19 protein-coding genes and 1 pseudogene are annotated in these 22,186 nt (G+C 64.5%); 14 read left to right on the top strand and 6 right to left on the bottom strand.

The annotated features are described in order from the left end of the window. The first annotated feature begins 18 nt into the window (after positions 1–18). Positions 19–648, top strand: a complete 630-nt coding sequence (locus tag HK108_RS04385; protein ID WP_181270612.1) for a hypothetical protein — start codon at positions 19–21, stop codon at positions 646–648. Positions 649–660: 12 nt separating this feature from the next. Here the strand turns inward: HK108_RS04385 and HK108_RS04380 are convergent, their stop codons facing one another. Next, positions 661–1,497 (bottom strand): hypothetical protein, encoded by an 837-nt coding sequence (locus HK108_RS04380; RefSeq protein ID WP_181270611.1) that lies wholly within the window; start codon positions 1,495–1,497, stop codon positions 661–663. 441 nt (positions 1,498–1,938) lie between these two features. Here HK108_RS04380 and HK108_RS04375 point away from each other — a divergent pair, with 441 nt between their 5' ends. Next, entirely contained in the window at positions 1,939–3,249 is a 1,311-nt protein-coding gene (locus HK108_RS04375) for an ISL3 family transposase (RefSeq protein WP_181270610.1), read from the top strand. Positions 3,250–3,363: 114 nt separating this feature from the next. On the opposite strand, the gene HK108_RS04370 is transcribed toward HK108_RS04375, so the two are convergent. Beyond that, positions 3,364–4,206: a helix-turn-helix transcriptional regulator gene (locus tag HK108_RS04370; protein WP_181270609.1), complete on the bottom strand. Its 843-nt coding sequence runs from the start codon at positions 4,204–4,206 to the stop codon at positions 3,364–3,366. Positions 4,207–4,407: 201 nt separating this feature from the next. Between HK108_RS04370 and HK108_RS04365 the strand changes: the two genes are divergently transcribed. From HK108_RS04365 to HK108_RS19180, 5 genes are all read left to right on the top strand, one after another. Beyond that, positions 4,408–5,349: an SDR family oxidoreductase gene (locus tag HK108_RS04365; RefSeq protein ID WP_181270608.1), complete on the top strand. Its 942-nt coding sequence runs from the start codon at positions 4,408–4,410 to the stop codon at positions 5,347–5,349. A 71-nt stretch (positions 5,350–5,420) separates the two neighbouring features. Continuing rightward, positions 5,421–6,173 carry an SDR family oxidoreductase gene (locus HK108_RS04360; RefSeq protein WP_181270607.1) on the top strand — a complete coding sequence of 251 codons (753 nt, stop codon included), beginning with the start codon at positions 5,421–5,423 and terminating at the stop codon, positions 6,171–6,173. Further along, positions 6,170–7,336 carry an oxygenase MpaB family protein gene (locus HK108_RS04355; protein WP_181270606.1) on the top strand — a complete coding sequence of 389 codons (1,167 nt, stop codon included), beginning with the start codon at positions 6,170–6,172 and terminating at the stop codon, positions 7,334–7,336. The genes HK108_RS04360 and HK108_RS04355 overlap by 4 nt, the downstream gene beginning before the upstream one ends. An 80-nt stretch (positions 7,337–7,416) precedes the next feature. Then, the gene (locus HK108_RS19185) at positions 7,417–7,728 is read left to right on the top strand and encodes a transposase (RefSeq protein ID WP_181270605.1); all 312 of its coding nucleotides are present in this window, start codon (positions 7,417–7,419) and stop codon (positions 7,726–7,728) included. Beyond that, positions 7,725–7,955 (top strand): hypothetical protein, encoded by a 231-nt coding sequence (locus tag HK108_RS19180; RefSeq protein WP_181270604.1) that lies wholly within the window; start codon positions 7,725–7,727, stop codon positions 7,953–7,955. Before HK108_RS19185 ends, HK108_RS19180 begins: the two co-directional genes overlap by 4 nt. Positions 7,956–7,966: 11 nt before the next feature. Here HK108_RS19180 and HK108_RS04340 read toward each other — a convergent pair. Further along, positions 7,967–9,129, bottom strand: a protein-coding gene (locus tag HK108_RS04340) for an IS3 family transposase (protein ID WP_181270603.1) whose coding sequence is annotated in 2 segments (ribosomal slippage) — positions 7,967–8,842 and positions 8,845–9,129 — 1,161 coding nt in all. Because the reading frame shifts where the segments join, the coding sequence is not laid out codon by codon here. A 305-nt stretch (positions 9,130–9,434) separates the two neighbouring features. On the opposite strand from HK108_RS04340, the pseudogene HK108_RS04335 reads away from it, so the two are divergent. The 3 genes and pseudogenes from HK108_RS04335 (at position 9,435) to dxs (ending at position 15,922) form a co-directional block, all read left to right on the top strand. After that, positions 9,435–10,743: pseudogene (locus HK108_RS04335) on the top strand (ISL3 family transposase). Between the two features lie 349 nt (positions 10,744–11,092). Further along, positions 11,093–11,629, top strand: coding sequence for a hypothetical protein (locus HK108_RS04330; protein WP_181270602.1), 537 nt, complete (start codon positions 11,093–11,095; stop codon positions 11,627–11,629). Between the two features lie 2,352 nt (positions 11,630–13,981). Further along, a complete protein-coding gene (gene dxs, locus HK108_RS04325; protein WP_181270601.1) occupies positions 13,982–15,922 on the top strand; it encodes a 1-deoxy-D-xylulose-5-phosphate synthase in 1,941 nt (646 codons plus the stop codon). Between the two features lie 60 nt (positions 15,923–15,982). On the opposite strand, the gene HK108_RS04320 is transcribed toward dxs, so the two are convergent. Next, complete coding sequence (locus HK108_RS04320; RefSeq protein WP_229663943.1) at positions 15,983–17,134, bottom strand: HRDC domain-containing protein; 1,152 nt, start codon at positions 17,132–17,134, stop codon at positions 15,983–15,985. A 17-nt stretch (positions 17,135–17,151) separates the two neighbouring features. Beyond that, complete coding sequence (locus HK108_RS04315; protein ID WP_172169860.1) at positions 17,152–17,766, bottom strand: DUF3000 domain-containing protein; 615 nt, start codon at positions 17,764–17,766, stop codon at positions 17,152–17,154. Positions 17,767–17,934: 168 nt separating this feature from the next. On the opposite strand from HK108_RS04315, the gene hemE reads away from it, so the two are divergent. From hemE to hemQ, 3 genes are read left to right on the top strand one after another with little or no spacing between them, the layout of a single operon-like run. Next, positions 17,935–18,981: a uroporphyrinogen decarboxylase gene (gene hemE / locus HK108_RS04310; RefSeq protein WP_181270599.1), complete on the top strand. Its 1,047-nt coding sequence runs from the start codon at positions 17,935–17,937 to the stop codon at positions 18,979–18,981. 4 nt (positions 18,982–18,985) lie between these two features. Then, a complete protein-coding gene (hemG, locus tag HK108_RS04305; RefSeq protein ID WP_181270598.1) occupies positions 18,986–20,401 on the top strand; it encodes a protoporphyrinogen oxidase in 1,416 nt (471 codons plus the stop codon). 22 nt (positions 20,402–20,423) lie between these two features. Beyond that, a complete protein-coding gene (gene hemQ / locus HK108_RS04300; protein ID WP_181270597.1) occupies positions 20,424–21,134 on the top strand; it encodes a hydrogen peroxide-dependent heme synthase in 711 nt (236 codons plus the stop codon). A 144-nt stretch (positions 21,135–21,278) separates the two neighbouring features. Here the strand turns inward: hemQ and HK108_RS04295 are convergent, their stop codons facing one another. After that, positions 21,279–21,620, bottom strand: a complete 342-nt coding sequence (locus HK108_RS04295; protein WP_229663942.1) for a hypothetical protein — start codon at positions 21,618–21,620, stop codon at positions 21,279–21,281. 47 nt (positions 21,621–21,667) lie between these two features. Here HK108_RS04295 and HK108_RS04290 point away from each other — a divergent pair, with 47 nt between their 5' ends. Further along, the gene (locus HK108_RS04290; RefSeq protein ID WP_229663941.1) at positions 21,668–22,186 is read left to right on the top strand and encodes a MarR family winged helix-turn-helix transcriptional regulator; all 519 of its coding nucleotides are present in this window, start codon (positions 21,668–21,670) and stop codon (positions 22,184–22,186) included.

Here is a 22,186-nt window from a genome sequence, read left to right as displayed (position 1 = left end):
TCAGGTTGAGGAGAGATCATGCCTACACTGGAAGAAGCGCTGAACGAGACATTGTCGGCGGAAGCTGTGGAAGCGTCGTTCGTCCACGCGGTCGCCGGTATCCGAACAACTGAGAATGCCTATGTGAGCCCCCGCGAAGGTGTCGCCCACTCACGCACTCGGTTCGAGATGCCTGACGCGGACGGTCCTGGTGCTGACAACCGTGGCGAGAGCATTGCCATTCATGACGTGCTGCACACCCGCGCTGCGGGCAGTGATGACTGGATGACGGTCGATCTTCCTCGACCTGCGCTCGGGCCTTTGGCGCTTCTGACGCTTCTCTACGGCGCGGAGCTCGAGCAGCCCATGGACCTCGACTCCGGGTTTCTCGAAGTTGAGGTCGAGGCCTCTCGCGCGCTGATGCGCGTCCCGGACAGCCTTCGCAGCACGCTTGACGATATAGTCTCCGCGCGACCGGAGGCTGGGGTCGCGGCCTTTCCAGAGGCGAGCACCGCCCGTGTGTCTGTCGGTGGCGGGCCGCTTCATATCTCGGAGATGGCGATGACCGTGTATCGCGGCGGGGAGGCGGAGACCTTTGCGCTGGAGGTTCATCCCGTATCAGCGAGGACGGTGAGTATCCCCCGGGGGATATCGCCAAGGCTCGCCTGAATGACAGCCCCTTCAATTCACCTGCCCGACGAGGCCAAACGTCGGGACGACGAGTTCACTACGGCCACGAACTCCTTTCCGACCCCTCCGAATTTGGGTGAGTTTGGGTTTAGCCGTGGTCAGCGATCCATGATCCAGGCAATCCGCGGCGCGGCCTGCCGGGGATATGGTCTCAAAGACCAGAACCACGGCACTAGATGTGTCAGATGGGGCGAAACATACCTGCCCCTCGGTCTTCTCCTGTGTTTCCAGAGTGGCGTTAGGCATACCACCCTCTCGGGTCATCGGTACAGTCGCGCCGAAACGGTCAGCACTGTTGTCCACGGTCTGAAGAGTGAAATCATGTCTCTGCGCGTTTCGCGGCTCGGTCGCGTCGTTAATGTAGACAGCATCCAAGCAAAGCAGGTCCCGATTGTCGTCACGGTCGGCATACAGGTCGCTGACTGTGACCGTGACATCACCCTCGCATTGGGTTGCCTGGTAGACCCCGCCGAGGATGTCATCGGGCATCTGACCATCGAACTTGGCTTCGTCGTCAGGGAGTGGAATCGAGTTCGCCCGCTCCTCCTCTAAAGCGGCTGCTTCCGCGTCGGGGCTCGAATCCGCCGCCTCACTACTCGTACCTTCGGCTCGGTCGCTGGAGATCTGGTTAATGAGGTTTCTTCCGACGATAGAGGAGACGATCGCGAGGATCACCGCAAGACGTGCAGCAATGAGTCCGACGAGCGCTGAGCTCCGATTCGTCGCAACACTGCGACGGACCCGACGGATCCCGATTATGCCGAACACTGCGGCGACGATGGCAGCCGGGATCGCGGTGAAAATCGAAACGAAAGGGATGAGCGCCAAAGCGACGGCAACGATCCCGAGGATCAGCGCGTGAGCCCGAACCCGTTCTGTTGGAGTTGTGGCGGGTAAGGGAGTCTCGTCGGTTCGAAGCCTGAGGGGAGCAATGGGTCACTCCGTTGGGACATGGGTCCCTTCCACGAGAATCATGGGTGGGCGTAACGAGACGGGACCTGACCACTTTAAGACACTCTGAAATGAAAGTATTTCCTTGTCTCATGAGTGGTGAGCCCTACCGCCAGTCCCTGACCGAGCCTGGGTGGGCGAGATTCTTGTCGGGCAATTGTTCGTTGCTTTTGTGGGCATTGGGATTCGGAAGTCATTCCGGCTCTTCGCAAATGAGGGGGTAGCAGCGGGGCGTGGGGTGGGCGCGTTGGTGCCGGGATAGACGTCGAGGTCTCCCGATGATGGAAGTTCTACGCTCGCCATCAGGAAGACCTCGACGTGCCCAACGCTACCTTCGACAGCCCCGACCTGACGACCTTCGCCCGCCTCGGCGAGCTCGGTCTGGTGGTGGTAGGTCAACGGCTCACGCCCCGGCGGGCGGTGCTGGAGTGCCGGCTCGCCGAGGAGGATCCGTGGTGCCGCGCCTGCGGAGCCCGAGCGACCTCGCGAGGATCCATCTCCCGGTCCTTCGCCCACGAGCCGTTCGGTCACCGACCCACCACGTTGCTGGTGCGGATCCGCCGCTACCGGTGTGATCACTGCGGTGACCACTGGCGCGAAGACACCACCGCTGCGGCGGCTGAACGGGCGAAGCTCTCCCGGGGCGGGATGCGATGGGCGTTGGAGGCCCTGGTCATCGACCACCTCTCGATCGCGCGGGTCGCTGCCGGGCTGGGCGTGGCCTGGCACACCGCGAACGACGCCGTTCTGGCCGAGGGGAAACGCCTGCTGATCGATGATCCGGCCCGCTTCGACGGAGTCCGCGTGATCGGCGTCGACGAGCACGTCTGGCGGCACACGCGCCGCGGCGACAAGTACGTCACCGTGATCATCGACCTCACCCCCACCAGGAACAAGACTGGGTCGGCAAGGCTGCTGGACATGGTCGAAGGACGCTCCAAGGCAGCGTTCAAGGCCTGGCTCGAAGCGCGCCCCAAGAGCTGGAAGGACCGCATCGAGGTGGTCGCAATGGACGGATTCACGGGGTTCAAGACCGCGACAAGCGAGACCCTGCCCGGCGCGGTCGCGGTCATGGATCCCTTCCATGTCGTCCGCCTGGCCGGGGATGCTCTGGACGACGGCCGCCGACGCGTCCAACAGAAGCTCCACAAGCGCCGAGGTCGGAAAGACGACCCTCTCTACAAGGCCCGCCGCACCCTCCACACCGGGATCAAGCTGTTGACCGAGCGCCAACGCGACCGCCTCAGCGCCCTGTTCGCCCACCATCCGCACGCTGCGGTCGAGGCGACCTGGGAGATCTACCAGGCCATGATCACCGCCTACCGAGAACCCGACCGGACCAGAGCCAGAACGAGGATGGAGAAGGTCATCGCGGCCCTCAGCGGGAAAGTCCCAGACACACTCGTCGAGCTCGAGAAGCTCGGCCGGACGCTGACCAAGCGCGCCGACGACATCCTGGCGTTCTTCGACCGCCCCGGCACCAGCAACGGCCCCACCGAAGCAATCAACGGCCGCCTCGAGCACCTCCGCGGTTCTGCCCTCGGCTTCCGGAAACTCACGAACTACGTCGCCCGCAGTCTCCTCGAATCAGGCGGCTTCAGAAACCAGCTACACCCTCAGATGCGATGAGGCAGTAATGCGCCCGCGCTCCCCCGAGGGCGCCTTCCCGCTTCGACTGCGCGACGTCATCTCCAGGAGCGAGGCCAACGAGAGAAGGAGCGCGATCTCCGGTGCGTAGAAAGGTCAGCCCAGTTCACTGCCAATGACGGACAGGAGCTGCAGCTTCTCGTGGGCCTCGCTTCCCGGCGCCGCGGTGTAGACCAGCAGCAGGTGAGCCTGTTCGGGTTCGACAAGGGTCTGGCAGTCCAGCTCCAAGAGGCCGACCTCGGGATGGATGAATCGTTTCCCCGTTCCCGGGCGAAAGCCCACCTCATGACGCTCCCAGAGGGTGCGGAACTCCTGGCTCTCCTCGAGGAGGCCTTCAGCCAACGCCGCAGCGTGAGATTGCGGTCCGCGCCTGCCGATGACCTCGCGCAGGCGGGAGACAAAGACACGGGAGAGATGGTCGTGCTCACCGCTGGCATAGCGGGCGCGAGCGGACGGGTCCGTGAACCATCGGTACCCGATGCTCCGTGCAGGCCCTTGGTAGACAGTGAGATCACCGGTCAGCGCGATGCCCAGGCGCGTCTGGCGGAGGGTCTCGCCGAGCTCGGTGACGATCTCCGCCGGTGTGTCTTGGAGGCGGTCGAGGATCCTCAGTAGTCCCGGAGCGATGTGCTGCTCGCTCGCCCCACTCCTGCTCGGAGATGTACGACCGGCGAGGTGGAACAGGTGGTCGCGCTCGGCATGGTTCAGATGCAGTCCTTGTGCGATCGAGGCGATCATCTGCTCTGAGGGTCGCGGTCCGCTGGCGCGTTCGAGGCGGGCGTAGTAGTCCGGGGACATGTGGCACAGTGCCGCGATCTCCTCCCGGCGCAGCCCAACCGTGCGGCGGCGCACTCCGCGAGGGAGCCCGACATCCTCGGGCTGCAGTGCTTCGCGTCGGTGCCGCAGGAACTCCGCCAGTCCGTCTCGGTCGATGTCCATGTACGTCCTCTCGTCCCCCCCCCCCCCCCCATTCTGACGCGAGGGAACCGGGTGGATCCAGGTCCTCCCGATCCACCCCTCCCCACGGTCGACCACCGTGATGGATCTGCTCAGCCACTGATCGGGAGGTCCTGGATCCGCCTCCGGCAATGCGTCAGGCTCGCTAGAGACCGAGGAACTTCCTGAGAGAGCGCAGAATTCATGACCCGGAGCCCCATCGACATCACCCTTCCCGATCTGACCGGCAAGCGCGTCCTGCTCACCGGCGGCAGTGACGGTATGGGGCTCGTCATCGCCGCGCGCCTCGCCGCCGCCGGAGCCGACCTCGTCCTCCCCGTCCGTAACCAGTCCAAGGGAGAGGCGGCGATCGCGACGATCCGGGAGCGAGCACCGAAGGCGAGCGTGTCCCTGCGTTCCCTCGACCTGTCCTCCCTGGACTCGGTCGCAGCCCTCGGCGAGACCCTGAACTACGAGGGTGATCCGATCCACATGTTCATCGGCAACGCCGGCATCATGCATCCGCCCGAGCGGCAGACCACCAAGGACGGTTTCGAGCTGCAGTTCGGCACCAACCACCTCGGCCACGCCGCCCTCATCGGGCATCTCCTGCCTCTCCTGCAGGCGGGAGGCGCCCGGGTGACGCTGCAGATCAGCATCGCCGCGAACCAGGGGGCCGTGAACTGGGAGGATCCCAACTGGGAGCGCTCCTACGATTCCATGGACGCCTACTCCCACTCCAAGATCGCCTACGGCCTGTTCGGACTCGAACTCGACCGACGCAGCAGAGTCGCGGGATGGGGCATCACCGCGAACCTCTCCCACCCCGGCGTCGCACCCACCAGCTTGCTCGACGTCCGCCCCGAGATCGGACGCACCCACGCGGTGCGCTCTCGAGGACTGATCACGCTGCTGTCCCGGATCGGGATCATGGGCACCGTCGCCAGCGCTGGCTTGCCAGCGCTGATGGCCGCCACGACGCCCGGCGACCAGGGCGGAAAGTTCTTCGGTCCCAGCGGCATCCGCGGGCTCGGCGGCCGCCCTGCCGAGCAGAAGCTCTACTCCCGCCTGCGCAGCCCTGACGACGCCACCCGCATGTGGGACCTCACCCAGAAGCTCACCCAGGTCCGGTTCCCGAGCCGCTGACTACACCCTCGTCGTCTGTCAACCACGATCATCTCCCCGGCCACGAGGCCGCTGGACAAAGGAGCACCATCATGACTGACCTCACCGGAAAAGTCGCCCTCGTCACCGGGTCCGCCCGTGGCGTCGGCGCGGAGATCGCCTCTCGGTACGCATCTCTCGGAGCGAAGGTGATTCTCAACTACGCCTCCGACGCGACCGGCGCTCGTCGTACCCTCGAAACTATCCAGGACGCCGGTGGCGAGGTGATCGCCGTCCAGGCGGACCTGCGAGACCTCATGCAGATCGACGCATTGTTCGAGGCCGCGATCGCCGAGTTCGGAAAGATCGACATCGTCGTCGCCAACGCGGGCGTGGAGATCATCGACCAGCCAGTGCTTGATGCCACCGAAGAGGACCACGACCGCCTCTACGCGATCAACACCAAAGGCACATTTTTCACCCTCCAACGCGCCGCGCGTCATATCGCCGACAACGGCAGGATCCTCCTGATCGGCTCGAGCACCACCTGCGGCCCCTTCCCCGGGGTGGGACTCTACGGGTCCTCGAAGATGTCCGCCCGCTACCTCGTCCGCGTTCTCGCGATGGAGATCGGACACCGCGGAGTCACCGTTAACACGATCCTCCCCACCGTGATCGAAGGAGCAGGCGTGTTCACCGAGATCGCCGCCGACGACCCCTTCAAGCTGCAGAACCAGGCTCGGCCCATCGGCGGACGTATGGGACGACCCGACGATGTCGCCGACGCCGCCGAGTACTTCGCCGGCGACCTCGCCGCATGGGTGAGCGGCCAGGACCTGCTCGTCAGCGGGGGAGCAGCACAATGACCTCGAACGGTTCAACCCCGCGATGGCCGACCGGGCGAGGTATCCGCAGCGGCATCGTCCTGCAGTTCGGCGCCGACCGCGCCGACATCCTCGCCCGCGCACTGACCACCGGCGACCCCCTCGCAGATGCCGTCGTCGACGTGGAACACACTGGTGACGGCAAGGAGGTCCGCAGTCAGCTGCGTCAGGGCGTCACCCAGGGTCTCGCATCCATCTCTGATCCCCATCCGGCCATCGCGGCGCTCCTCGCCGACGCCGAGACGCTTCCCGACTACGCCAGCGACGAGGTCCTCGACACCGGATCGCTGCCGTTCTTCACGATGCCGTCCGCCGCACACATCGTGTCCCTCAGCGCCGGTGCCCTCATCCGCGTCTACCAATCACCGTCGATCGCGGAGGTGCTCACCACCACCGGCAGGCTCATCGACGGCGCTGACCGCCGCATCCGCGAGACCGGGACCTGGGTCAGCACAGCGATGCTCCCAGGGTCCCTCCGCCCAGGAGAAGCCGGATACGTCGCGACGCTGCAGGTGCGCATGCTGCATGCCAGAATGCGGCACCTGGCTCTCACCCGGGGATACGACGAGAATGTCCATGGGGCACCTATCAACCAGGTCGACCTCGCCCGGACCTGGATCGACTTCACACTGACCTCCCTCGAGGCAGAAGCACAGATGGGCCTCGGGCTGACCACCCCGGAGACCGAATCGCTCTACCGCTACTGGTGGGTCCTCGCGCACCTGCTCGGCATCAGGCCAGAACTCGTCGAAGGAATCCAGAGCAACGCCCAGGCCCAACGCCTGGACGACATGCTCCAAGCCGTCACCGGCCCCCTCATCCCCGAAGCGCAAGCCCTTGCCACGGCAACGCTCAAGTCCGTCTCCGAACTCGTGAACGACTTCTTCAACGTGCCCACCGCACTGGGAACCCCAGTCCTGCACGCACTGGCACGGCGCTTCCATCGATCCAACATCAGCGACGAGATGGGACTGCGACACAACGCAACCGCCGACCGCGCCCTGAACATCGCCATCACACGAATCCGCCGCCACCGCACCAAGCTCCGGAGCGACCCAGTCCGCTGGCAGCAAGAGCAGGACAGACAGCTCGAAGCCAGTCGAGCTCAGCTATCCACAGACCCGGGTCTGCTGTATGCGCAGTAAGTTTCGACAAGCCGTGTTCCTCGGAGTGAATCGGCCTAGGTCTGATGCCGCTGCTGTTTGAGTCCGAGAGGATGGACAGCGTGCCGAAGAAGATCGATCCCCAGCTGCGCGCGAGGTGCGTGCGGCTCGTCAGGGAGCACCTCCAGGAGTACCCCACCCTGACTACCGCCGTCACCGCAGTGGCTCGGCAGGAGGGCGTCTCGCGGGAGTCTGTGCGGCGCTGGCTGGCCCAGGCCGAGGTCGACGACGGGACCCGTCCCGGCGTCACGACCGAGGAGTCTGCCGAGGTCAAGAGGCTGAAGGCGGAGAACAAGCGGCTTCGCGAGGACAATGAGATCCTTCGTCGGGCGTCGATTATCTTCGCGGGGGAGCTCGACCCCCGAAACCGATGATCTGCGCGTTCATCGACGAGATGCGCACCCAGGGCTATGCAGTCGAGCCGATCCTCCGCGTCCTGCGCCAGCAGGGCCTGACGATCGCTGCACGCACCTACCGGTCCTGGAGGAGGCCGGCCCGCATCGCTGCCCGCACCGTCACAGACGCCCTGGTCGAGGACAAGATCCGCCACCTCGCCTGGACGACCCACCCCGTCACCGGGGACTGCCGCGCGGATAGGTGACAGTTGGGGTGTCAGGCCGCGAGGGCGACCGGGTTCATGATGGTCTCGTGTTCGATGGGGGTCAATCGGCCCAGGCGGGCCTGCCGGCGTCGTCGGTGGTAGGTCCTCTCGATCCAGGTGATGATCGCGATCCGGAGCGCTTCTCGGGTCCGCCACCGCTTGCGGTCCAGGACGTTCTTCTGGAGCAGCGCGAAGAACGATTCCATTGCGGCGTTATCACCGGCAGCACCGACTTTCCCCATCGATCCGATGAGGTGATGGCGGTTCAGCGCGTGCACGAACTTCCGTGACCTGAACTGAGATCCTCTATCCGAACGCACGATGCAACCGACAGCGTCACGGCGCCTGGATATCGCGTTGTCCAGCGCGTTCACTGCGAGGCGGGCCTTCATCCGGTCGCTGATGGAGTAGCCCACTATCCGTCCGGAGAACACGTCCTTGATCGCGCAGAGGTAGAGCTTGCCCTCGTCGGTCCAGTGCTCGGTGATGTCGGTCAGCCACAGCTCGTTGACGTCATCGGCGGTGAAGTCGCGCTTGACGAGGTCATCGTGGACCGGCGGGCCCGGGCGCTTCCCGTTCTTGCCGCGCTTCTTCCCGAACGCGGACCACCACTGGTTGTCCCGGCAGATCTTCCACGCCGTCCGCTCGCACATCACCTCGCCGGCCTCGGCGGCTTCACTGACGAGGAACCGGTAGCCGTACTCGGGGTCGTCGCGATGGGCGTCCACCAAGGCGTGGGCTCGATAGGCCTGAACCAGTTCGGACTCGGTGACCTGGTGTTTAAGCCAGCGGTAGTAGGGTTGGCGGGAGAGCTTCAGGACCCGCAGGGACACCGCGACGGGGACCCCGCCCGCGGCGAGCTCGCTCACGAGCGGGTAGAACCTTTTCCCGGCAGGTTCGCCTGGGACAGGTAGGCGGCAGCACGGCGCAGGACCTCGTTCTCCTGCTCGAGCAACCGGATCCGCTTGCGGGCATCGCGCAGCTCGGTGGAATCCTCCCGTGTCTTGCCGGGACGGTTGCCGTCGTCGATATCTGCTTGGCGGATCCACTTATGGAGCGTCATCTCGTGGACGCCGAAGTCCTTCGCGATCTGCGCGATCGTGACGCCGTCCTCGCGGGACCGGGCCACTCGCACGACATCTTCGCGGAACTCTCGGGGGTAGGCAGCGGGCATGATGCACATCCTTCCAGGCCGCCCAGCGGGCAAGCCAGATCAGATGTCACCTATCCGCGCGGCAGTCCCCCGGACAGGTGCAGATCACGCCAGAGAGCCTGTACGGGCGTCGGAAGTGATGCGGACCCTGGGCCTGGAGGGCATACGCCGGATGAAGAAGGGCCTCATCGCATCTGAGGGTGTAGCTGGTTTCTGGGCTCTTCGCAGATGAGGGTGTAGGAGCTGTCGGCGTGGCGGTGTCGGGGTAGACGTCGAGGTCTCCCGATGATGGAAGTTCCTACGCTCGCCATCAGGAAGACCTCGACGTGCTCAACGCTACCTTCACCGCGCCCGATCTCGATACCTTCAGCCAGCTCGACCGCCTGGGCCTGACCGTGACGGGGCAGCTGATCGAGCCGCATCGATCGGTGTTGGAGTGTCGCGTGCTCGAACCGGACAACTGGTGCCATGGTTGCGGCCAGCAGGGCGTCTCCCGGGGCACCGTGGTCCGGCATCTCGCCCACGTCCCGCTGGGCTGGAGACCCACAGTGCTGCAGGTCAGAGTGCGTCGTTACCGTTGCCCGGACTGCTGCAGCGTGTGGCGGCAGGACACCACTGCCGCGGCCGAGCCCCGGGCCGTGCTCTCCCGGCACGCCGCTCTCTGGGCAATAAAAGGGGGTGGTCATCGATCGCTTGTCCGTCGCCCGGATCGCCGCCGGGCTCGCAGTCGCCTGGAACACCGCCAACGATGCGATCCTGGCCACCGGCCAGGACCTGCTGATCAACGATCCCACCCGCCTTGACGGGGTCCGCGTGATTGGCGTGGACGAGTACGTGTGGTCCCACACTCGCCGGGGCAGCAAGTACGTCACCGTCATCATCGACCTGACCCCGATCCGCGACGGCAACGGCCCGTCCAGACTGCTGGACATGGTCCCGGGGCGCTCAAAGAAGGTGTTCAAGACCTGGCTCGAGGGCCAGACCATAGCGTTCCGGGACGGGGTCGAGGTCGTCGCGATGGATGGATTCTCCGGCTTCAAGACCGCGACCGCCGAGGAGCTGCCCGAGGCGACCGCGGTGATGGACCCTTTCCACGTCGTCGCCCTGGCCGGCGAGAAGATCGATCAGTGCCGCCAACGCGTCCAACAGGCCACCCTCGGCCATCGGGGCCGATCTGGGGATCCGCTCTACGGGATCCGGCGCGTGCTGCACACCGGCGCTGACCTGCTCACCGACAAGCAGGTCATCCGGCTGAAGGCCGTGTTCGCCAGCGACGCGCATGTCGAGGTCGAGGCGACCTGGGGCATCTACCAGCGCATCGTCGCCGCCTACCGCCACCCCGACCCGGCGACCGGGAAGAAGGCTCTGTACGCCGTGATCGACGATCTCTCCGAAGGAGTGCCCACGCAGCTCACCGAGCTGATCACCCTCGGCCGGACATTGAAACGGCGGGCCCTGGACGTGCTGGCCTACTTCGACCACCCCGGCACCAGCAACGGCCCCTCCGAAGCGATCAACGGCCGACTCGAACACCTCCGCGGCACCGCCCTCGGCTTCCGCAACCTCGCCCACTACGTCATCCGATCGCTACTGGACACCGGAGGATTCAGAACCGAACTACACCGCCATCTGTGAAGAGCCTCTTTAGGTGACTTGCTGGGTGCGGTTCGAGGCTTGGGAAGTTGATTTCGACGGCGGTTGGAAGGGGCGCGATTCGTTTGTGGATATCGGCCGTGCTCGAGGTGGTAGGTGCCTATCTCGGTGATCGTGGCATCCCACTTTCCGTTGCTCTTGCTGACCTTGATGAGTTTTCGGTCTCTGAGTGCACCGGCGCTCATCTTGAACGTATCGTTCGGTGGATTGTCTATGTCCGCGCCATCGGCCACCCAGCGAAGAACTCTGAGTTGCATATCGTTGACAGGTCGGTTCATATGGGTAGTTTCTCACTGGAACCTCGCGACTAGTGCCATGCCATACTATTCAGATGAGCCAGGAACTATTCGACGAGCTGAGCCACGAATTCTTGACGTCCTCCAGTACGATGGTTTTTACTCAGCTTGGTCTGTCTAGGTTTGCTGATTCGGCCAATATTCGACCTACCGCCAGCAATCCTGATCCACTCATGACGATCAGCCAAGACGCGCCCACCACACCGGGTGCTCGAATAGATGCTCGATGGCGACTCAGCGATCTTAATGGCGCAATCGACACGAACGGCTGGTTGCGCGAATGGCTCACTCATGCATGGATCACGCTCATCTTCGCTCGGTGGGAGAATTATTATCGGCCAGAGTTCGCGAGGCTTGAGGGAGTCGAACTCAATAAAATTTCGTCAGATGTCATGGGTGATTTGCGGCACTTGAGGCACGATATTGCCCATCACAATGGGGTCGTTTCTAAAGATCATGGCGTCAAGTGCAAAACGGTGACGCGGTTCAACGTGGGTGACAAAATTATCCTCAGTCCAGACGAAATTCGTTTGCTCCGAGACAGTCTCGAAGTGGTCGTCGATCGGGAGTAGTCGGTTCGCTGGCTAGCACATAGACGACTGCGGTCGGCGAGCTATATCGGATGGTTCGGTTGCACATTCCTTATCGACTATTCGCCCCGTCGGGCAGGCGAAGTGGAGTTTCATGTCAGACCTACCTGCCAATATGTACGTATGACAGGGGACTCGCCGAATCAGGAAGACCTCGATCGGCTGCGGACTGACCAATCTGGCAAATGCTGGTGGTGCGGTGGAGCTGCTGACAGTCGAGAGCACAAACACAAAGCAAGTCTTCTTCGCCAAATGTGGGGAGAAGAGGGACTTTATCTTGGTCGGGACGGGCAAGAACTTTGGTCTGTGCCGAGTGTGAAGAGCAGCGCCGTCAAGTTTGGAAAGACGTTGTGTCGCGAGTGCAATAACGCCCGAAGCCAACCATTCGATGAGGCATACGACAAATATGCGAAGTACGTTTGGGAGCATGCGCGAAGTCTCAGCCGCGCAAAACAAATTGACTGGGCCGATGTCTATGGGCCGGATTGGCAAGAGTCAGTGCGCGATCTCGGGAAGTACTTCATAAAGGCCACCGGGTGCTGGATGGCGGACGGTGGCTTTTCTCCCCCTGCTGTATTTGTACAGTTCCTCGAAGGCGGGCCTCTGGTTGACGCGGCAGTCATGCCCATGAGGCAACAGTCGGCGACTCTGGCATATCGGGCAATGCGGCTCGGGGGAGAGCTCGATTTCGACCGGGGGATTGGTTTTCTGGATGGAAAGGCATGGCTCAATTCAGAGCGTACAGACCTGGCCGGATTCGATCAGATCTCTTACATCAGTGACATTTGTGTGCGAGTTGCATGGCACGATCAAGGCGGACCCGGGCCTGTATTTTGGGACACCCGGGTCCCGCCCTTGACGGTTATGCCAGCAATGTTCTCGCAACGGGTGCTGGCTATGAGGATTGGCATCAGGTCACTTCGGGAGCGGATGGTTGGAATTCTCCGCCGTCGTGACACGGCCGGGGCAGAACGAGGTCAGAGCGATAGAGAGTAGGCTAGGTTACCCGGCCTACCTTGGAGGATCTAGCTTTCAGCTCAGATGTGCGATCCTCGGCCCGACAAGGAACAGGCGGGCGTTGAGGGTTTCGACTCCGCGTGTGTGTTTCACCCAGCCCAGCGTTGCACATCCCCAATCGTTTGTTCGCCCCGGCTAGTAGGGGAAGGCTGCACATAATTGTTGATTAATGCTTCGGGATACTTGTGCGGCTGGGTCATCGCTACCCTTACTAAAGGTCGAATGGTGGAGTCGGTGTGGACTAGCTGAGGTCGAGGACGATCCTTTTGGTCCAAGTTGTCCGTCAGCTGAGGCAGGAGTCGTCGACGATTTCAGGTGGAATGGACCGTTTTCGGCATTGGTTACGAAGGACTCTTGTCATTCGGCTCGTGCTGGAGAATGCGAGTGAACCGCTGGTTTCTGTATAACTGTCGCTACCGCAGGACGTCGACGTAGGTGCTTCACCAACTGAGCGGAAGCGATATTTGAACGGCCGATAAGCCCCTGACCTGCACTTTTGTAAAATAGGCATTCCAATTTCGGCAAGCTTGGTCATCGAAGCATGTCTCAGTACGTTCTGCGTCAGCTCGCAGAAGCCTGATCGCAGGAGACGAGGCCTGAGCGGCGACTTCGCCGCACCAGGCTGCGCTGTGAGTCTGCGACTCGCGGCAGTCGGTTCGCGCTGAGGCGCTGAGCCGGAACACAACGAAGGCCGGTGGGATTTGTTCCCACCGGCCTTCGTCGTGCCCGGGCGCGTGTGACGGTGCCGTTGATCGAGCATCCCTCACCGTTCGCGTCACGTCCTCCACGCAGTTCGGCATCCGTCACCGTTCGTGACTAAACACACCGCTGCCAAGGAATCCGTCACCGTTCGTGGCAGATCGCCTCGTTGCAGCGGTGCGCTGTGCGGCGAAGGGTGAGGGACGGTCGCTGTCGCGCGGGATTGTCGGGAAGCGTGAGCGCGTCCGCGGGAATCCGTGCGCTGGCGGTCGGCCACCTCGGCGTGGGTGGGGGTGGGCGCAAATGCGACCATCACTCATCGGCAGTCGCTCAACACCGTGCTGCAACGGGTTGGTGTGCCATGAACGGTGAGGGGTGCGCTCGCAATGGTGCGAATTGCCGGCGCCGAGGCGGTGTGACCAGAAGGCTGAGGGGTGGTGTGCCGCGGGGAGGTGCAGCGGGAAAGCTGAGGGATACTGCGCCGAGGCGGTGCAGCGAGAAGGCTGCGGGGTACTGCAGCGCGGAGATATGTCGCGAAGGGTGAGGGACGCATCTGTGAGCGATAGGATGGGGCGGATGGAATCTGTCCGCCAACGATGTCGTCAGAACTGAGGCCGCATGACCTTTCTCGAATCCCTCGGCTCGCCTGCCGATCTGCGTCGACTCTCGGCTGGCGAATGCGAAGTGCTGGCCAAAGAGATCCGCGACTACCTCATCACGACCGTGTCCGGCACGGGCGGACATCTGGGCCCCAACCTCGGAGTCGTCGAACTGACCATTGGCCTCCACCGCACCTTCGACTCGCCGCGCGACACGATCATCTTCGACGTCGGCCACCAGACATATGTGCACAAACTGCTCACCGGCCGCCGCGAGGAGTTCCCCACCCTGCGGCAGCGCGACGGCCTCTCCGGCTACCCGAGCCGGCAAGAGAGCGAGCACGACGTCGTTGAGAACTCACACGCCTCGGCCTCCCTGTCCTGGGCCGACGGCATCGCCAAGGCCCGCCAGCTCACCGGTGAGCGAGACCGCCACGTCGTCGCCGTCATCGGCGACGGAGCCCTGACCGGGGGAATGGCCTGGGAAGCGCTCAACACCATCGCAGCCGACACCTCCACCCCGCCGAGGCGGCTGGTCATCGTCGTCAACGACAATGGCCGCTCCTACGCCCCGACCGTCGGCGGATTCGCCGCCCATCTCGACGAACTGCGCACCACCTCGAGCTACGAGAGGCTGCTCACCTGGGGCAAGGAGACGCTCCGCCAATCCGGCCGACCCGGCCGCGCCGCCTACAGCGCCATCCACGGCGTCAAACGCGGACTCAAAGACATGGTCAGCCCACCCGAGACCGGAATGTTCGACGAACTCGGCATCAAATACTTGGGCCCTGTCGACGGACACGACCTGCCCTCGGTCGACAAGGCCCTCCAACTGGCCAAACAGTTCGACGGCGGCCCCATCATCGTCCACATGATCACGCAGAAAGGGCACGGATTCGACCCGGCCGTCAACGACGACGCCGACCAGTTCCACTCCGTCGGCGTCATCGACCCCGTCACCGGGAGATCGACACCGTCGAAATCGACGTCATGGACCTCCGTGTTCGGCACCGAGATCTGCGCACTCGCCGAGGAACGCGAAGACATCGTCGCCATCACCGCCGCCATGCTCCTGCCCGTGGGGCTGGCGAAATTCGCCGAGGAGTTCCCCGACCGCGTCTTCGACGTCGGCATCGCAGAACAGCATGCGGTCGCCTCGGCGGCGGGCCTGTCCTACGGCGGACTCCACCCCGTCGTGTGCATCTACTCCACGTTCCTCTCCCGTGCTTTCGACCAAGTGCTCATGGACGTCGCCCTCCACCGGCAGGGTGTGACCTTCGTCCTCGACCGTGCCGGTATCACCGGCCCCGACGGAGCCAGCCACCACGGAATCTGGGACATCGCGATGCTGCGCGTCGTCCCCGGACTGCGCCTCGCCGCACCCCGCGACGCCGCACGGCTGACCGAAGAGCTGCGCGAAGCCGTCACCGTCTCGGACGCCCCGACCGTGGTGAGATTTCCCCGCGGCAGCGTCGGAGCCGATATCCCGGCGCTGAGGAGGCTCGACGACGGCGTCGACGTCCTCCGGGAATCGTCCGCAGAGGCCACCGCCGATGTGCTCATCGTCTCCGTCGGACCGTTCGCCAGGTTGGCCGGGCAAGTCGCTGACGTGCTGGAAGGCCGCGGGATCACCTCCACAATCGTCGATCCCCGCTGGGTGCTGCCTGTACCCGAATCCGTCGTCGCTCTCGCCGCCGAGCACAGTCTCGCCGCGGTCATCGAAGACGGAGTGAAGATCGGCGGTGTGGGTTCACAGGTCCGCTCCGACCTGCGCGAAGCCGATTCGCGGATCGGGGTGCTCGAACTCGGCGTGCCCGATGAGTTCCTGCCGCAGGGGACACGTGAAGAGATCCTCGCCGAAGTGGGCCTCTACGTCGACACGATCGTGTCCGAAATCCTCAAGGCCCTGCCCGCCGAGGTGGCCGACCGTGCCGCTCAGAGTTCCCGCCGCGCGGTGTGAGTCCATGCGCCCAGAGGCGACGGAGGACCGAAGCTCGACCCTCGGGACTTGAGCGTGAGTTCAGGCCTGGGGGAGTCCGGCCAGGGTCTTCTTCAGCGCGGGGGCACTGAGCTCGATCTGCCAGGGTCGGGCTCCCGCCTCGCCGAGGTAGCCCTCGACGTCGACGCTCGACTCCGCGGCCAGGGATTTCACGATTGCCGGCTGGAGGAGTACATCGTGGGGGATCGTCAGCTCTTCGGAGAGCTCCGACATCGCTGCCTTGAGCGCCGCCACCCGCTCTTTGAGCTCCGCCGGGTTGAATGCGCTGCGTTTCGACCGTCCGCGCTCGGACCGTCCCGGCAGCTCTTCGGCCCCCAAACGGGAGGCCTTGCGGTAGGCACGGAAGAGTCGGGCCGCCTCGGCGCGGGAGAGTCTGCGCCACTGAGCCAAGATATCGTCGCTGGACTTCACACCGGATTGGGCGAGGGCGACGAGCTCACGATCGCGCAGGATCTTCGTGGGAGCCAGATCGGCTTCTCGGGCCATGGAGTCACGGGTCTGCCAGAGCTCACGGACTCGTGCGATGTCGCGGCGGGACCTGATCTTCGACAGTCCATGCGTGCGTCGCCACGGCTCATCGAAGTGCTTCGGCGTGAAATCGAGCAGGTGCGTGAACTCCTGCTGCGCAAACTCCCACCGGTCCGAGTCGAGAAGCTGCTGGTGGAGGATGTCGCGGATCGGCAGGAGCACTTCGACGTCGAGGGCGGCATAGTTCAGCCACTCCTTCGGCAGCGGACGCGTCGACCAATCGGCGGCCGAATGCTCCTTCGCCAGCCGCACCCCCAGGGTGCGTTCGGCGACCGCGGCCAGACCGAACTTCTCCCATCCGAGCAGCCTGGCGGCCAGCTCGGTGTCGAACAGAGCCGCCGGGCGCATTCCGCGCTCCTGCAGGCACGGCAGATCCTGTGTCACCGAATGGATGACCCACTCATCAGTTCCGAGAGCCGGGTTGAGGGCGCTGAGATCACCGAGCGTCTCGGAATCGAGGAGGAAGGTGCCCGCGCCTTCACGTCGCAGCTGAACGAGGAAGGCGCGCTGTCCGTATCTGATGCCGGACGCGCGTTCGGCGTCGACAGCGATCGGACCGTTGGCGGCGGCCAGACTGGCGATCGAGGTGGAGAGGTCCTCCGGGGTATCGACGACGTCGGGGATGCCGTTCGCGGGTGTTTCCAAAAGCGGTAGTTCAGATGTCATCGACGGCGCCCGGGCAGGGCTGTGACTCCTTCAGGAAGTGGTGGCAGTCCGGCGACTGTGCTGAGCAGATCGATCCAGGCCTCGAAGTGATTGCCGATCAGATCCGGCTCGTCAATCACGGGTGTCCACGAGGCGCGCAGCTCCAAGTCTATCGTGGCCGGGCGATCGGCCAAGGTGCCGAAGCTCTCGGACAGCACGCGTGTGGTCGTCCCGCCGGCGGCGAGCACCTGGCAGTCGTTGGCATCGAGGGCATCTTCGAGCCAGCTCCATGCCACATGCCCGAGCATCGTCTCATTGCCGAGTTCGTGTTCGAGTTCGGCGCGGATATAGGAGACGACCCGGAAGGAGCCTTCCCATTCCTCGGGGGCGGCGGGATCGAAGAGGACGACGATACGGCCGGTGGCGAGTTCGTCGATGGTCTCGCCGCTGGCCCGCAGGAACGTCTCATCGGCGCTGACCTCGGCGCCGAGAGCATAGGAGTACGGGGCCAGCTTGGCCGGGGCCGGAATCTCGGAAATCGACACGTTGTTCGTGCTGCGCGCCTGACGCAGCACCGACGTCACGGCGGAGAACTCCGCCGGAATGCGATTGAGAGGTGAGGTGTTGACCACAGTTGCCACGATAGAGCAGCCGCGGGGACAGAGGAATCATCCACGCCGAGGCGGCCGCGGACAATCCGTCGGACCGTGTCCTCGGCCGAATGCTGAGACGGCAAGACGGCCCGTCTTGAAACCGCCGGCGAGTGGGCATGAGCGATCGAAGAATGGGAAGATAGCCCCATGACATCACCCCTGTTGGCTGCCCTGCGTTCGGAGCCGGTTTCACACACTCCCGTCTGGTTCATGCGGCAGGCCGGCCGCTCCCTGCCTGAATACCGCAAGCTGCGCGAAGGCACTCAGATGCTCGATGCCTGCCGCGACCCCGAGATGGTCTCCGAGATCACCCTCCAGCCGGTCCGCCGCTACGGCGTCGACGCAGCCATCTTCTTCTCCGATATCGTCGTCCCGCTCCAGGCCGCCGGAGTCGATGTAGAGATCGTTCCCGGCGTCGGCCCGGTCATCGCCTCCCCGGTGCGTTCCCGCGCCGATATCGACGCCCTGCCCGATCTCGACGCCGCCGATATCCCGGACATCACGGAATCGATCCAGCGGGTGACCGCCGAACTCGGCGAAGCCACCCCGCTCATCGGTTTCGCCGGTGCCCCGTTCACCCTGGCCAGCTACCTCATCGAAGGCGGTCCGAGCAAGAACCACGAGAAGACGAAGTCACTCATGGTCTCCGACCCAGAGGCGTTCTCGGCCCTGCTGAGCAAACTCGCGACGATATCGGCGACATTCATCGACGTGCAGCTGAACGCCGGCGCCAAGGCCTTCCAGCTCTTCGACTCCTGGGCCGGCTACCTCGCTCGGGAGGACTACGAGAACCACGTCCTCGAACACTCCACCGCAGTCTTCGACGCACTGTCCGGACACGATGTGCCCAGCATCCATTTCGGCGTGCAGACCGGTGAGCTGCTCGGCTCCATGGCACAGGCCGGATCGACGACCGTCGGCGTCGACTTCCGCGTCGACCTGGCTGATGCCGCCACTCGCGTCAATCCCGGTCAGGCACTCCAGGGCAACCTGGACCCGGCCCTGCTCTTCGCTCCGTGGGAAGCGCTGTCCGCCCGCGTCGAGGCGATCGTGCGCAAGGGACTCGAACTCGACCGCGGATTCGTCTTCAACCTCGGCCACGGCGTCCTGCCCGACACCGACCCCGAAGTGCCCGGACGCGTCGTCGACCTCGTCCACCGCGTCTCGGCCGAGATCCTCGGCAGCCGCGGCTGATCGAATGACTCGGATCACCGTCGTCGGAGGAGGGATCTCCGGCCTCGTCGCCGCCTATCGTCTCTCCGCCGAGCACCAAGTCACAGTGCTGGAATCAGGCGACCGCCTCGGCGGCTGCCTGAAAGCGACCACGCTCGATGGAGCCGTGCCCGTAGGAATCGACTCGGGAGCCGAAGCGAGCCTCAACCGGCGTCCGGAGACGAAGAGCCTGGCCGCCGAACTCGGCCTCGACTCGGTGTTCCCCTCGACCCGGCACAGTTCGCAGGTGCTCAGCCGGGGAAGCCTGCACCCGATTCCCAAACGGACGATCATGGGCGTGCCCGCCGAAGCGGCCGAGGTCGAATCCCTCATCGGCACCGAGGCAGCCGCTCGCTTGGCGGCCGAACGGATCACCCCGCCGATCGAGGGTGATGACGTCTCGCTCGGGGACTTTCTGTCCGCGCGCCTCGGCGGCGCCATCGTCGACGAACTCGTCGATCCGCTGCTCGGCGGGGTGTACGCCGGTCGCTGCCGGGACCTGTCCCTGGCCGAAACGGTGCCCGCGCTGCTGCCCGCCGCCGTCGAAGGCACCTCGGTGCTCGACCTCGTCGCACAGCTCCTCGCCGCCCGCGACGCCCAGACCGCGTCGGCAGGGAACCCGGAACCGGTGTTCATGAGCTTCGAAGGCGGAATCAACCGCCTCATCCCGGCCCTGCACGAGGCGATCGTGCTGGGCGGCGGGACGGTCCGCCTCGGTGCCGGTGTCACCGGGATCGACCGCGAGGGCGAGAGATGGATCGTCCGCGGCGAGGGGGAGGACATCGAATCCGATGGGCTCGTCCTCGCCACGCCCGCTCATGTGACTGCCGGGCTGCTGGCGTCGGTGGCCCGGGAATCGGCGAACCGCCTCGGCGAGATTCCCTATGCCTCCACCGCCTTGGTCGCCGCCCTCGTCGACCTCGGGGGAGTCGAGCTGCAGGGCTCGGGGTTCCTCGTCCCCGCGACCGAGGACACGTTCATCAAGGCCTCGACCTTCGTATCGAACAAATGGCTGTGGACGGCCGACCATATCCCCGCGGGGACGGCCCTGGTGCGGATGAGCATCGGACGTTTCGGCGACGGACCCGAGGTGTGGAGCAGGTTCTCCGATGAGGAGATCGTCGAACGAGCATTCGCCGACTGGCAGACGGTCACCTCCCGTCCGGAATCGCAGCTGCTGGGCTCGGAAGTCCAGCGCTGGAACTCCGCACTGCCGCAGTACCTGCCCGGCCACGCCGGACGCATCGCCGCCATCGACGCAGAGATCGCGTCGCTGCCCGGCCTCGAACTCGCCGGATCCGCCTATGGGGGAGTCGGCATTCCCGCCTGCATCGCCCGCGCGTGCGCAGCGGCCCAGAGACTGAACCGACCCGCAGACGACCACCGTGACACCTCAGAATGAAGAGAAGAGAGAAGGAGCAGATATGAGCGAATACACTCAGCCCACCGACGCCCAGATCGAAGAAGCGAACGAGCAGACGCGGTATATCGCCTACTCCGTCTTCGCCTCCGCCGGAGAACTCGGCGATGCCGACCGGAGGGAACTCGCCGATGAGCTGCATGCGGCTCTGGCGCCCCTGAAGGAACGCGGTCTGATCGTGCGCGGAATCTACGACGTCTCCGCCCTGCGCGCCGATGCCGACGTCATGTTCTGGTACCACGCCCCCGAGATCGAGGTCGTCCAAGCCGCCTACTCGGCGATCCGCCGCAGCCTGATCGGCGGGGTGCTCGAACCCGTCTGGTCCGTCGTCGGAATCCACCGCCCGGCGGAGTTCAACAAGGCGCACCTGCCGGCTCTGCTGACCGATCCGGAGCCCGGCGATTACATCTGCGTGTACCCGTTCGTGCGGTCCTACGACTGGTACCTCCTCGACCCCGCCGAACGGGCGAAGATGCTGCGCGACCACGGCATGGCCGCCGCACCGTACAAGGACATCAAGGCGAACACGATCGCCTCCTTCGCCCTCGGCGACTACGAATGGCTGCTGGCCTTCGAGGCCGCCGAACTCCATCGCATCGTCGACCTGATGCGCGATCTGCGCAACACCGAGGCGCGCCTGCATGTGCGCGAAGAGGTTCCGTTCTACACCGGACCGCGTCGCGAACTCGTCGACATCATCTCCGACTGGCGCTGAGCGAACGTCATTGACCCGGCCGGGGCTGAGGCAGAGAGCAGGTCGCCCGGCCGGGACGGAGGCAGCGAGAACGAGACAGCGGGAAAGGGCCGCCGCACCGATTCGGTGCGGCGGCCCTGTGCATGGTCGGGGAGTGACCGGCGGCTACCTGCTGCCCTTCTTCACCACATAGGAATGGCCGTTGGCGTCGGTGCGCATCTCCAGCCCCATGGCATCGAGCTGCTGGTGCCGCAGCGTCTCGTCCTCGAAGTATCCGCCCGGGCGCGTGTTGTCGACCTGCGCCGGCCCGACGATCTTGCGGAAGAAGTTGTTGAGCCAGCCCACTCCGCGCTGGGACTCCGGATGCTGGTTCTTCTTCCGTGCCGAATTCTTCTGCTTCTTGTCCTGTTTCCGGTTCGAACCATCGGGGGAAGGCTGCGAGGCGGACGACATAGCGAGGATCCTATCGACGAGGTGCCGTTTGGGCGAGGACTGGGCAGGTTTCACATTTAGTGTACACTAACCATTAGCGTACTAAGTAATCTTCGAAGAGTATGCACGCCCTGATTGCCGACACGGAGGATCGACGACACACGATGCTGGAATCCGAAGCTTCGACGGAGCCGGTGGACAACCCGCTGGCGCTGGAAAGCCAGATCTGCTTCGCTCTGGCGGTGGCGTCCCGCGGGGTGATCGGCGCGTATCGCTCCGTGCTCGAACCGATCAGTCTGACGCATCCGCAGTATCTGGTCATGCTTGCGCTGTGGCAGCACGAGAAGCTGCCGATGCGCGAGATCGCTCGACTGCTGCGACTCGAACCCGCGACTGTGTCCCCGTTGGTCAAACGCCTCGAAGCGCTGGCCTATGTCACGAAGACGCGCAGCGACAGCGACGAGCGGATCGTCGAGGTCACCCTCACCGACACCGGCCGTGAACTGCGCAAGACCGCCGAGGCGATTCCCGGAACGATGATGGCCAAGCTCGGCATGGACGTCGACGGAGTGCGTGAACTGCACGCTGTGATGCAGAAGATCATCGCCTCCGTCGACGCCGCTGCCGAGGTCGAGGGCTGA

It is taken from the genome of Brevibacterium sediminis (genome assembly GCF_013623905.1).
GTDB classification, from domain to species: domain Bacteria; phylum Actinomycetota; class Actinomycetes; order Actinomycetales; family Brevibacteriaceae; genus Brevibacterium; species Brevibacterium sediminis.
Note: the sequence above shows the minus strand (reverse complement) of the source record. Positions and strands in the feature narration are given on the sequence as shown.

Bases quoted from the DNA above. Each gene is read 5' to 3' on its own strand.
- HK108_RS04370 (WP_181270609.1), bottom strand. From the start codon at position 4,206: ATGGACATCGACCGAGACGGACTGGCGGAGTTCCTGCGGCACCGACGC.
- dxs (WP_181270601.1), top strand. From the start codon at position 13,982: ATGACCTTTCTCGAATCCCTCGGCTCGCCTGCCGATCTGCGTCGACTC.
- HK108_RS04365 (WP_181270608.1), top strand. From the start codon at position 4,408: ATGACCCGGAGCCCCATCGACATCACCCTTCCCGATCTGACCGGCAAG.
- HK108_RS04330 (WP_181270602.1), top strand. From the start codon at position 11,093: ATGAGCCAGGAACTATTCGACGAGCTGAGCCACGAATTCTTGACGTCC.
- hemG (WP_181270598.1), top strand. From the start codon at position 18,986: ATGACTCGGATCACCGTCGTCGGAGGAGGGATCTCCGGCCTCGTCGCC.
- hemE (WP_181270599.1), top strand. From the start codon at position 17,935: ATGACATCACCCCTGTTGGCTGCCCTGCGTTCGGAGCCGGTTTCACAC.
- HK108_RS04360 (WP_181270607.1), top strand. From the start codon at position 5,421: ATGACTGACCTCACCGGAAAAGTCGCCCTCGTCACCGGGTCCGCCCGT.
- HK108_RS04290 (WP_229663941.1), top strand. From the start codon at position 21,668: ATGCACGCCCTGATTGCCGACACGGAGGATCGACGACACACGATGCTG.
- hemQ (WP_181270597.1), top strand. From the start codon at position 20,424: ATGAGCGAATACACTCAGCCCACCGACGCCCAGATCGAAGAAGCGAAC.
- HK108_RS04385 (WP_181270612.1), top strand. From the start codon at position 19: ATGCCTACACTGGAAGAAGCGCTGAACGAGACATTGTCGGCGGAAGCT.
- HK108_RS04355 (WP_181270606.1), top strand. From the start codon at position 6,170: ATGACCTCGAACGGTTCAACCCCGCGATGGCCGACCGGGCGAGGTATC.
- HK108_RS19180 (WP_181270604.1), top strand. From the start codon at position 7,725: ATGATCTGCGCGTTCATCGACGAGATGCGCACCCAGGGCTATGCAGTC.